The 9,680-nt window shown below is 48.4% G+C and carries 13 protein-coding genes; 4 read left to right on the forward strand and 9 right to left on the reverse strand.

Annotated elements, in window-relative coordinates:
* Positions 1-65 precede the first annotated feature (65 nt).
* The 7 genes from ABW391_RS27340 to ABW391_RS27370 form a co-directional block, all read right to left on the reverse strand.
* Positions 66-971: a lytic transglycosylase domain-containing protein gene (locus ABW391_RS27340; RefSeq protein ID WP_353485087.1), complete on the reverse strand. Its 906-nt coding sequence runs from the start codon at positions 969-971 to the stop codon at positions 66-68.
* Positions 972-1,016: 45 nt separating this feature from the next.
* Positions 1,017-1,526: a DUF2480 family protein gene (locus tag ABW391_RS27345; RefSeq protein ID WP_353485088.1), complete on the reverse strand. Its 510-nt coding sequence runs from the start codon at positions 1,524-1,526 to the stop codon at positions 1,017-1,019.
* 12 nt (positions 1,527-1,538) lie between these two features.
* A complete protein-coding gene (gene scpB, locus ABW391_RS27350) occupies positions 1,539-2,138 on the reverse strand; it encodes an SMC-Scp complex subunit ScpB (protein ID WP_353485089.1) in 600 nt (199 codons plus the stop codon).
* 87 nt (positions 2,139-2,225) lie between these two features.
* Positions 2,226-2,612, reverse strand: coding sequence for a hypothetical protein (locus tag ABW391_RS27355; protein ID WP_353485090.1), 387 nt, complete (start codon positions 2,610-2,612; stop codon positions 2,226-2,228).
* A 148-nt stretch (positions 2,613-2,760) separates the two neighbouring features.
* A complete protein-coding gene (locus ABW391_RS27360) occupies positions 2,761-3,606 on the reverse strand; it encodes an MBL fold metallo-hydrolase (RefSeq protein WP_353485091.1) in 846 nt (281 codons plus the stop codon).
* 136 nt (positions 3,607-3,742) lie between these two features.
* The gene (locus ABW391_RS27365; RefSeq protein ID WP_353485092.1) at positions 3,743-4,777 is read right to left on the reverse strand and encodes a methionine synthase; all 1,035 of its coding nucleotides are present in this window, start codon (positions 4,775-4,777) and stop codon (positions 3,743-3,745) included.
* Between the two features lie 42 nt (positions 4,778-4,819).
* Entirely contained in the window at positions 4,820-5,710 is an 891-nt protein-coding gene (locus ABW391_RS27370; RefSeq protein ID WP_353485093.1) for an NHL repeat-containing protein, read from the reverse strand.
* A gap of 79 nt (positions 5,711-5,789) precedes the next feature.
* Between ABW391_RS27370 and ABW391_RS27375 the strand changes: the two genes are divergently transcribed.
* On the forward strand, positions 5,790-6,074 hold the full coding sequence (locus ABW391_RS27375) for an SWIM zinc finger family protein (protein ID WP_353485094.1): 285 nt from the start codon (positions 5,790-5,792) through the stop codon (positions 6,072-6,074).
* 55 nt (positions 6,075-6,129) lie between these two features.
* Here the strand turns inward: ABW391_RS27375 and ABW391_RS27380 are convergent, their stop codons facing one another.
* On the reverse strand, positions 6,130-6,555 hold the full coding sequence (locus ABW391_RS27380) for a DUF1801 domain-containing protein (protein WP_353485095.1): 426 nt from the start codon (positions 6,553-6,555) through the stop codon (positions 6,130-6,132).
* Positions 6,556-6,699: 144 nt separating this feature from the next.
* Between ABW391_RS27380 and tnpA the strand changes: the two genes are divergently transcribed.
* Together tnpA and ABW391_RS27390 are read left to right on the forward strand one after the other, a co-directional pair.
* Positions 6,700-7,161, forward strand: a complete 462-nt coding sequence (gene tnpA / locus ABW391_RS27385; protein ID WP_353485096.1) for an IS200/IS605 family transposase — start codon at positions 6,700-6,702, stop codon at positions 7,159-7,161.
* 618 nt (positions 7,162-7,779) lie between these two features.
* Complete coding sequence (locus ABW391_RS27390) at positions 7,780-8,034, forward strand: DUF2442 domain-containing protein (RefSeq protein WP_353485097.1); 255 nt, start codon at positions 7,780-7,782, stop codon at positions 8,032-8,034.
* Between the two features lie 33 nt (positions 8,035-8,067).
* Here the strand turns inward: ABW391_RS27390 and ABW391_RS27395 are convergent, their stop codons facing one another.
* Positions 8,068-8,643, reverse strand: coding sequence for a hypothetical protein (locus tag ABW391_RS27395; protein WP_353485098.1), 576 nt, complete (start codon positions 8,641-8,643; stop codon positions 8,068-8,070).
* A gap of 322 nt (positions 8,644-8,965) precedes the next feature.
* On the opposite strand from ABW391_RS27395, the gene ABW391_RS27400 reads away from it, so the two are divergent.
* On the forward strand, positions 8,966-9,680 hold a 715-nt coding region (locus ABW391_RS27400; protein WP_502916358.1), incomplete at its 3' end, for a WD40/YVTN/BNR-like repeat-containing protein.

Genomic DNA, 9,680 nt, shown 5'->3' on the forward strand with positions numbered 1-9,680 from the left:
ACCTAAGGCACTTCAGACACTTCAGAAGCACCTAAGGAACGATATCTTGAAACATCATCAAGTCGCTACTTCGGAATCTTCACCTCATACGTTTTCCCGGTCTTGTTGCTCAACTTTGAATCAATCATCCAGGGATTGTAGATTTTGAGCATGCGGTAGTTGGTGCCGTTTTCGCGGGCGAAATCACCAAGATTGAGGATGGGCGTTTTTACCTCCACGATTTTGAAGTTGTCGAGTGGCGAGTAAGCATCATTTTCAGGGTAAAAACCGTATTGCTGGGGGTTTTCAAAAATATCCTTTACCGCAATGAGGCGGAAATAATAGCGCAGGGTTTCGTCGGGTAGGTTGAGTTCGTAATAGGATTCGGCGCGTTGCAGCTTGATGTCTTTGGCGAGGCGGGTTGGCCCCATGTTATAGGCCGCTGCTACCAGTGCCCAGCTGCCAAAGCGCGCTTTGAGGTCTTTGAGGTACTTTATTCCGGCGCGGGTTGATTTTTCGATGTGGTAGCGCTCGTCTACTTCTTCATTCACTTCCAGTCCATAAAAATCGGCAGAGCTTTTCATGAATTGCCACAGGCCCCGGGCTCCAGCGGAAGATACCGCGTTGCTCAGATTGCTTTCGATGACCGGGAAATATTTCAGGTCATTGGGCAGGTCGTTTTCGGCCAGTATTTTTTCGATGAGGGGAAAATAACGGGCAGTCCGTTTGATGTTGATCAGGGTATTGGCGTGCAGGTAGGAGTTGATCAGCAATTCTTTTTCCAGGCGTTCGCGTACGTCAAAATTTTTGGTAGGCAAGCTTTCCCCCGCAAAACTGAAATCGCGATCCAGACTCACGCTTTTGATCACTTGCGGCAAGTTTTCGCCAGCTCCGCCGTTGTTTCCTGCACGAAAGCCACTGTAAGAACTCAATAAAGCGATGGTAAACAGGGCAGCGGCAAGCCCTACGTAAATGCGAAGTCCCTTTTGCATAGACAGATGGATGAATGATTTATTCTGCCTACAAGGTACAAAAAATTATGCTTTGCGCTTGTAAATGGGTACAGTAGAGCAAGGTTCACCGTACATAATGCTGAGAACCTGCGGTTTGAGCAAGCGGGTGAGTTCCAGATAAGCGGAAGGTGGCACCGGCTGATCGCTACAACCTTTGATGACCACGCGTTGGTCTGCATATTTTGCCGGGTCGATTTGGCCAAGTGCCCGGTTGAAAGCGGCTTTGTAGTAATTGTCTTGATCGCCCTGAAAGATGTCTTTGGCAAAAGGCTCGGCGTAAGTAGCCACCAGCATGTAAGCCCATACCGGAATGATGGAATCGTTGGAGCAATACACCAGCAATACTTTGTCCTGGTACTGCGTCCAGTCGTGGTTTTTGAGTGCTTCCCGGAAGTCTTTTTCCTTGAGAATCAGCCCCATGAACAGGTAATCCACGAGGTCGAAATGGGCAATTTCGCCTTTGGGGAAAAAATCTTCCAGGTTTATGGTCACTAAGCCACTGCTGGCTACGCGGTTGACGAGTAAATCTTCCATGCTATCCCTATTTTAATCGGTGACTGGATCTACCAGATCCGCACTTTCTTCAATTTCTTCTTGCTCCCCAATCAAGTTTTCAGGGTCTTTGAATTCTTTGGGTTGGGGCAAATCCTTGATGCTTTTCAACCCAAAATAATTCATAAACTTGTCGCCTGCTCCGTACAAAAGGGGCTTTCCAGGGCCTTCACTGCGGCCTACAATAGAAACAAGTTCCTTCTCCAATAGTTTTTGTAAGGCATAATCGGAGTTGACACCCCGAATTTTTTCGACGTCGCTTTTGGAAACGGGTTGCTTGTAGGCAATGATGGCCAGGGTCTCCAAAGCTGCGCGGGATAAGCGTTTGCGCGTTTTTTGCTTGAGTAAAGTACCAACGGTGTTGTGGTAAGCGCCTTTGGTCAAAAATTGATACCCCTCGGCAATTTCAACCATTTCAAACGAAAAGGCTTCGTCCTGGTATTTTTCCTTGAGTGCGGAAATGGCCTTTTCCATTTCTTCGGGATGAAACTCCACCCCAAAGGTTTCTTCCAGACAAGCGCAGATATCGCCAAAAGAAATGGGGGCATCGGCAGTGAAGATCAAACTTTCAATGTGTTGTGCCAGGTGCTTCAATGCATAGGTTTTTGAACGGTCAATTTCCAGGAACGCAGAAAAATTAACTTCCCGATTTTTTGCGTAATACTAAGGAACAAAAGTAAGCTAGATTCGGTGAAAATTGATGCTTTTCAGGAATAAGGTCAGGAGAATTAAGAACAAAAACAGCCCGCCAGCAATCCAGCCTGCCTGGCGGTAACTTTTGTACTCCGCTTCAACATGCGATTTTCGGAAGCGGTTTTTGGGGGTATCGACTTCCAGATTGATTTGGCAGGAATAGCTGAAGCCTTCTTCGCTGCGGTTGACGCTGATTTCGCAAAGTTCTTCTTCGATGAAAAATGAATACGTCTTGGAGTCGTTGACATTGAAATCGATCAGCATCACTTTCGAATTGCAATGTACCACGAGGTGTCCATCCTTGTCGCCGTGAAAAAGCCCGATGAAGTAGGGTTGCCCAAGTTCATTGGTAAACCGCCAGGTAGATTCAGCCATGGAAGTCTGATTTAGTAACGCAGAAAGATTAACTTCCCGATTTTTTGCGTCATACTTATTTGCTTTGGGAGGCGCAATTTGTCCTGTACAATTTACAGGTTTTCTATTTATGGCGAAACCGTTAGAGGGGATTTGTTTTAGTTAAAGTTTAGGTTCCTAGAATGATGCGATCGCCCAACTCTAGCACTCGATATGGCTGCCCAACTTCAGCAGCAAAACCAACAAAACCCTGAGGATCAGCCGTATTGAAGGCAAAAAGATCGTAATGATGCGGAATCACCCATTTGGCGCCGATGGCTTTGCCTAAGTCGGCTGCCTCCTGGCCATTGAGGTTGCCTGCTACACCCCGCGCAGGGTCATTGCCATTGATGGGCAAAAGCGCAATGTCTACCCCAAAAGGTTTGAGTACATCCACCATTCCATCGTACCAAAGCGTATCTCCGCTGTGGTAAATTTTCCAGGAACCAAATTCGATCACAAAGCCCATAAAGCGGCATTGACCGTGTTCGTCGCGTTCCAGCTCGTTGTGCGCAGCGGGTACGCCGTACAGCGTAAAGTCTCCGATCGTGGTACTTTGGCCATCGTTCAGTCCGATCGGAAAATTGGGAGTACACCCTACCCTATCCACCACAAATTGGCGGTTGGCTTCCGGGATGACGAAGGTTATACCAGGGTTATTGGCCAGGATGGGTTGCAGGGTTTCTGCGTCCAGGTGGTCGGTGTGGTTGTGGCTGGAGGTGACGATGCTGATACCCTGCAGCAATTGGGGATCGATCACCCGTTCGCTGATGCGCACGTGCGGCTTGGTGGTGGTGGCGTACTTTTTGGTCAGCGAATCCGACAAATAGGGATCAAAAAGTACCCGTTGGCCTTGCCATTGGAGGAGGTACCCACTTTGCCCCAACCACCAAAGCTGAAACTGATCAGGATCGCTGGATTGTTGGAGGACATCAGCCCAGAGGGACTCGTCTTTGCGGTATGCAGGCTTTAGCATTTAGTGAATTTTTAAATGACGAGTTTTTCGAATGGCGAGTGACGAATTTGGCACTTCGGCAATCCGGTCACTGAGCGAAGCCGAAGTGCCGGATTGCCGAAGTGCCAAATTCGTCATTCGTCACTCGAATCATTCCTTATTTACCCAGTTCTTCCCTTACCAATTTTGCTCCTTTCACCATATTGGCCAGCTTTTGCCGCGAAGCCCAGCGGGCCGTTTGGCTGAGGCCACAATCTGGTGCTACCGCCAGTTTTTCGGCAGGAACGTACCTCAAGCAGCGCCGAATGCGGTCGGCAACATCTGCTACGGTTTCGATGTAGTAGTTTTTCACATCAATGATGCCCACGGCTACGTCCATTTTTTCGGCAAAAAATGCCAGCAGTTCGATCTCAGCAAATTCGCGGTTGGCCATTTCGATGTGGATTTCGTCTACGCTCAAGTCCAGGAAATCGGGCACCATGGGTTTGATGCTGCGGTAACCGACTGGACGCCCTTTGAAATTGCCAAAACACATGTGGGTGGAAAGGCGGCATTTGCCTTGAACGGATTTTACAGTACGGTTGAAGATGTCGACAAAGCGCTTGGTGTCTTCTTTGTAGGCATAACAGCTCATGGAAGGTTCATCTACCGTTATCTCGGTGCACCCTGCGGCTACCAGGTCTTCCAGCTCTTTGCTCACAATGGGCAGCAGGGCTTCGGTAATGGCGTAACGATCTGCATATTGTGCATTGGGCAGCATGCGACCGCTGAGGGTGTAAGGGCCTGGAATGCTGGCTTTGAGGGTTGGGCCAGCAGGGGCCAGTTTCTTGAGGCGCAAAAACTCACTTACCGCGCCTAAGCCTTTGGGTGCAGTAAGCGGGGCAACGATGCTGTGCTTGCCGCGCTGGTCGTGTGCGGCAGGGCCAAATTTGCGGGTTTCGGATTCGTTGGGTTCGATGCCCTGGAGGTAACCGTAAAAGGAAAGGTTGAAGTCGAGGCGGGTCTGTTCGCCATCGGTGATCACGTCCAAGCCGGCAGTGACCTGATCGTGTACCGCAGCAACGACGGCGTCTTCAATCATTTCTTCAATGTCTACCGGGCCAAATTTTTCCAAATGATGGGTTGCAAATTCCAGCCAGCCTGGAAATGGATAACTTCCCACAACATTGGTGCGAATAGGTATAGGTTGCATGAGTTGATGGTGTTTTTGATATGAGGGGTAAAATACAATTTTTCAACTTTTCGGACTTACCTTTTTCAATTTCACCTGTTTCGCTTTTTGTTTGTACATGATCGTGCGTTCGGAGGCGATCAGCACCCGGTTTTGATTCACATAATCCAGGGATTCGAATTGGGTGGGCACCACGAGCGGCTTATGCACCCGGGTTTTGCCCAAAGTACCTTTAAAAAAATCCGAGCCTGGAAAATCCGTGAATGTCCAGATGGTGGTGCGCGTTTTGGGCAAAAGGCCCAGGAAAGTCAAGCGGTAAAAGTAGGAAAGCAGGGCAATTTGATGCCCATCGGGACTAACTGCGGCAGCAGTGACCACTCTTTTAGGAAGCAAAAAGCTGTCGCGCAAAACAGCGGTATAATTGCCAGGCCGTGCTGGTAAGATGTAGTGTTTGGTGTAATAATTGCCAGCTCCAACCCGGTTTTTGGAAAAAATATGCAAAGAATCTCGAAACCAGAAAAAGCCTTCGGCATCAAAATTCCACTGCTGAAGCGGCGGTGGAAACGAGCGCTGATCGGGGTATCGAAAAAGAATGGAGTCGATTTTTTGGGAACTGGGTTCATAAGTGTAGATGCGCAAATCGGTACGCCGATTGAGGTTGTTGCCCATGTCGCCGATGTACAAACGCCCTGTAGGATCAGCACTGATGTCTTCCCAATCGCGGCTTTGGATGCCAGGGAACGAAACGCGTTGAATTGCTTTGCCTTTTCCATTGGTGAGGATCAATCGCGCCCGATCTCCACTATCGTTGTGCCACCAAATGCTGTCGGGCGACATGATTTGTAGGCCGGAAACCTCGATTAAATCTGCTGGCAAGCGGAATCTTTTTTTCTGTGCGGGAACCAGCAAGGGCAAGCAAAGGGTTAATAACAGGAAGATCAATTGGTTGCGCATACAATCTAGAATTGAGTACTTTAGCGTTGCTCGACGAGCAAATGCTGAGTTAATTGAGGCCTAAATTTAATCATTTTCCATGGGTGTCCCTTTTTATCTGGCAGAAATGGATGAGGTTTTTCCACCTGAAGCCTTGCTGGCTGGCGAAGACCTTTGGCTAGACGGCGCTTTGACCGGACTGGAAGAATACCGCTACCGCTGGACGGCAAAAGTATACGCCAAAAAAATCGAACAAGTGTCGCTGAAATTACGAGGCACTGAGGTGATCGCCGTAAGCTGCACTTGCGCGGTGAAGGGGCTTTGCGCGCACGTTGCCGCGTTGGTGATGGCGGTGCAAGAAAGTGTGGAGAATGGAGCTGAGTAGTGCCGTACCTCTTGATGCAAAAACATGTTCTGATGATCTCACATTCCGCAGCGCCTCAAAATTGCGCCTCAAACCCATCCCGTATTGCCGCTTCAAGTACATTCAAATTGATGTCTTTTAGCGCTTTAAACTTAATACAATACCCGGTCACGCTGGCCTTGCCAAGGCTTTCTCCATAGGTTCTGGCCAGGTAGGTCTTGTCTTTGAGGCCCATGATGTAGACTGAGATGCCGGTTGTGTTGGCACTCAACCCAATTTGATAAAACTCCCTGCTGCTTCCATCCGCATAGTTGATGGTATAAAACCCATACCCGATATTGGGGTTGGCAATTGTTTTGCCTTCGCTGTTTTTACCATCGATGAACCATATTCTACATCCGGGAGATATTTGAAGGCTGAGTTGGTGCAAGGTTTGCAGGTCATTGCGTTTTGGCTCAGGCTGGCTGGTGATGTAGGTCTCGATTTGTTCTGGTATGGTCATGTGAAATTGCGGGTTGATTGATTGCAAAATAGGCACTGAACTTCTCTTTTACAAAGAATCAAGCTGTTGAATTTTCAGGGTTTAGTTGGGGCTTTTGATTGAATTTTTATCTTTATCCAGAACATTATCAATACCTGTATCCTTATGGCGAACACCTACACCCAGATTCACATCCACTACGTATTTGCGCCCAAATACCGGAATGCTAACCTAGACAAGTCCTGGCGACCCGATCTTTTTTCCTACATCAACGGTATTGTGCAAAATCACGGACATAAAATGCTCCAGATCAATGGCATGGCCGATCATGTACATATGCTGATTGGCCTACGTCCTTCCCAGTCCATTGCCGAGCTGATCAAAGAAGTCAAAGAAGACAGCTCTGGCTGGATCAACGAGAACCGCCTGGTGCGGCATCATTTCAAATGGCAGGAAGGCTACGGCGCATTTTCGCACAGCAAAAGCCATGTGCAGCGGGTGATTAAATACATCCAGGAACAGGAAACCCACCACGCCAAAACCAGCTTTTTGGAGGAGTATGTGGATATGTTGGAAAAATTTGGCGTGGAATACGATGAACGGTACATTTTTAGGGTGTTGGAATGAAATCGTTGTACGGGGAATACTCATGTTTCGCCCCTACGGCTACCCACATTTCGTCCCTACGGTTGCTACCCATGTTTCGTCCCTACGGTTGCTACCCATGTTTCGTCCCTAGCGGGACTCGGGAATCATCTGGGGTTATCTGTTACTACCCATTTTTCGTCCCTACGGGACTCGCGCTGAGTGTGAATCGGTAGGGAATAAAACTAGAGATGATAGCCCAAATAGACCCTAGAATTATGATTGGTTATTGAACCTGACGCAGATTTGGGAGGTAGTTTCACATCCATCTAAATACAGCCAGAGAAAAATGGGTAGCCACCGATCACTCCCGGATTGATTGCCGAGCCCCATAAGGACGAAATATGGGTATCGGGAAGCATCAGATGCAACCCGAGTCCCGTAGGGACGGAACGTGGGTAGCGCTAGGGACGAAACATGGGTAGCAACCGATAACCCCAGATGATTCCTGAGTCCCTTTAGGGACGGAAGGTGGGTATCGTAGTTATGGTTTTTTGCGTTGTCAAGAGATTTAGCATGAATGCGAAATCATGCAGGGGTTGATTTTATTGAAAAGAACCCCTATTTTACAGGAAAAACAAGACAACTTCAAAAAACTGTATGCCACCTTCAGTTGAATATAAAACCATCAAAGCAACCCAAGTGCGCATTGCCACAGAGCGCTTTTATGTCCTGCTGGAAGATGGCCGCGAACTGGGCATCCCATATGATTGGCACTGGCGGCTCGCCGAAGCTACGCCTGAGCAGTTGAACAATTGGCGCTTGATTGCCGGAGGACAGGGGATTTCCTGGGAAGATTTGGATGAGGATTTGTCGGTGTTGGGGTTGTTGGAGGGGCGGAGGAGTCCACGGTAGCATGGCTGCCTGTATTTTCACCTTCTGCTTTATTCAAAAGCCAGTTATTTTTATTCGTTGAAATTGATCCTCTTGTTGTATCTCTATTTTGTCCATACTATTTTGGTCTAAGCCATTGAAGATTGAAAAGAAATTTTCTTTATCCGTTTCAAATTCTTTTTCCAATACAAATTCAATTCCGGTTAACATCTGACCTGTCTCGTGTTTTTCTCCGCTCTCAACAAGTGTGCTCACGAAATTGTAGGTCAAAATATTAATTCCTAAAATTTGCTTTTTCAGGTTTCCTACCAATTCAGGCTTTCCATTTTCTCTCCAAACTAAGGGCATTTCGTCTCCCATTCCATACCAATCTAGTTTTTCGGAAAGTTCAAATGAATTTATTGTCAGACTAAACTCGTCTAATTTATAAGCAGTGAATTCAAATCTTCTTCCGTCAATTTCGAGAACTACGGGGCCATCAGTTAACCATTCATTTTCCTCTGTGTTCCACATTATCCAGAATCGTTCGATGCTTTTTCCGATTAGTTCAGATAAAATTTTGCCAAATTCATTTTGAAAACTTTCAGCAGAGGTATGAAACTTTGGTTTATATGTTGAAATTCCTAACATCCAGTTTCAATTAGTTATAACATGTCTATGCAGCCACTAACGACCTGAAGCGTAGTCTCGTCCATGCTAAAAAGATCGATCATGTACACTTAAGTTTGTACAAATTTAAACTTTTTTGTGACAATTGAAAACTTAAAATCCCCAAAAATCCCTATTTTCCCCTCCACAAAAAACCAAAAAAACCATGCGCCACCACCTCACCCTGATCTTCTTTATCCTGGTCACGACCCTCTCCGCCCAAACCTTCAACAACCTCAACTTCCGCTTCCTCGGCGTCGACGGCAACCGCGCCTCCGCAGTAGTCGGCGAACCCGGCAACCCCATGGTTTCCTACGTAGGTGCAGCCTCCGGGGGCATCTTCAAAACCGAAGACGGCGGCCTCAACTGGCGGCCCATTTTTGACGATCAAGACGTTGCCGCCATTGGTTCCCTAGCCATTGCCCCCAGCAACCCCAACCAGGTCTGGTGCGGCACGGGCGAGACCTTCGTCATTCGGCCCGCGCACCCGCTAGGCAATGGCGTGTACAAGTCATCCGATGCGGGCAAAACCTGGCGACACCTCGGGCTGGAAAAAACCGGGCGCATTGGGCGAATCGTGGTGCACCCCAGCGATACCAACACCATCTACGTCGCCGCCCTGGGCAACACCCACGCGCCCCAGCAAGAGCGCGGCGTGTACAAAACCAGCGATGGTGGCAAAACCTGGGCTCGCGTCTTTTTCCTGAACGAGTCCACGGGGTGCAACGAGATCGAAATTGACCCCAACAACCCCAATATCCTTTTTGCAGCCATGTGGCAGGTCGACATCAAAACCTGGGGCCTCAACTCCGGCGGCCCCTCCAGCGGCATTTACCGCTCGACCGACGCGGGTAAAACCTGGGAGCCCATGAACACCCGCGGCATCCAATTTGGAGAAAAGCACCCGGTGGGCAAAACTTCCGTGTGCATCGCCCCCAGCAATTCCAACGTGGTGTACGCCCTAATCGAAGACAAGGAGCCCTGCCTCTACCGCTCCGACAATGGCGGCAACAGTTGGA

It is taken from the genome of Haliscomenobacter sp., assembly GCF_040403615.1.
Lineage (GTDB): Bacteria > Bacteroidota > Bacteroidia > Chitinophagales > Saprospiraceae > Haliscomenobacter.

What these genes read in the sequence shown, in the direction of transcription:
- ABW391_RS27355 (WP_353485090.1), bottom strand. Translation starts at nt 2,612, where the DNA reads ATGGCTGAATCTACCTGGCGGTTTACCAATGAACTTGGGCAACCCTAC.
- ABW391_RS27370 (WP_353485093.1), bottom strand. Translation starts at nt 5,710, where the DNA reads ATGCGCAACCAATTGATCTTCCTGTTATTAACCCTTTGCTTGCCCTTG.
- ABW391_RS27345 (WP_353485088.1), bottom strand. Translation starts at nt 1,526, where the DNA reads ATGGAAGATTTACTCGTCAACCGCGTAGCCAGCAGTGGCTTAGTGACC.
- ABW391_RS27380 (WP_353485095.1), bottom strand. Translation starts at nt 6,555, where the DNA reads ATGACCATACCAGAACAAATCGAGACCTACATCACCAGCCAGCCTGAG.
- tnpA (WP_353485096.1), top strand. Translation starts at nt 6,700, where the DNA reads ATGGCGAACACCTACACCCAGATTCACATCCACTACGTATTTGCGCCC.
- ABW391_RS27375 (WP_353485094.1), top strand. Translation starts at nt 5,790, where the DNA reads ATGGGTGTCCCTTTTTATCTGGCAGAAATGGATGAGGTTTTTCCACCT.
- ABW391_RS27365 (WP_353485092.1), bottom strand. Translation starts at nt 4,777, where the DNA reads ATGCAACCTATACCTATTCGCACCAATGTTGTGGGAAGTTATCCATTT.
- ABW391_RS27360 (WP_353485091.1), bottom strand. Translation starts at nt 3,606, where the DNA reads ATGCTAAAGCCTGCATACCGCAAAGACGAGTCCCTCTGGGCTGATGTC.
- ABW391_RS27395 (WP_353485098.1), bottom strand. Translation starts at nt 8,643, where the DNA reads ATGTTAGGAATTTCAACATATAAACCAAAGTTTCATACCTCTGCTGAA.
- ABW391_RS27390 (WP_353485097.1), top strand. Translation starts at nt 7,780, where the DNA reads ATGCCACCTTCAGTTGAATATAAAACCATCAAAGCAACCCAAGTGCGC.
- ABW391_RS27340 (WP_353485087.1), bottom strand. Translation starts at nt 971, where the DNA reads ATGCAAAAGGGACTTCGCATTTACGTAGGGCTTGCCGCTGCCCTGTTT.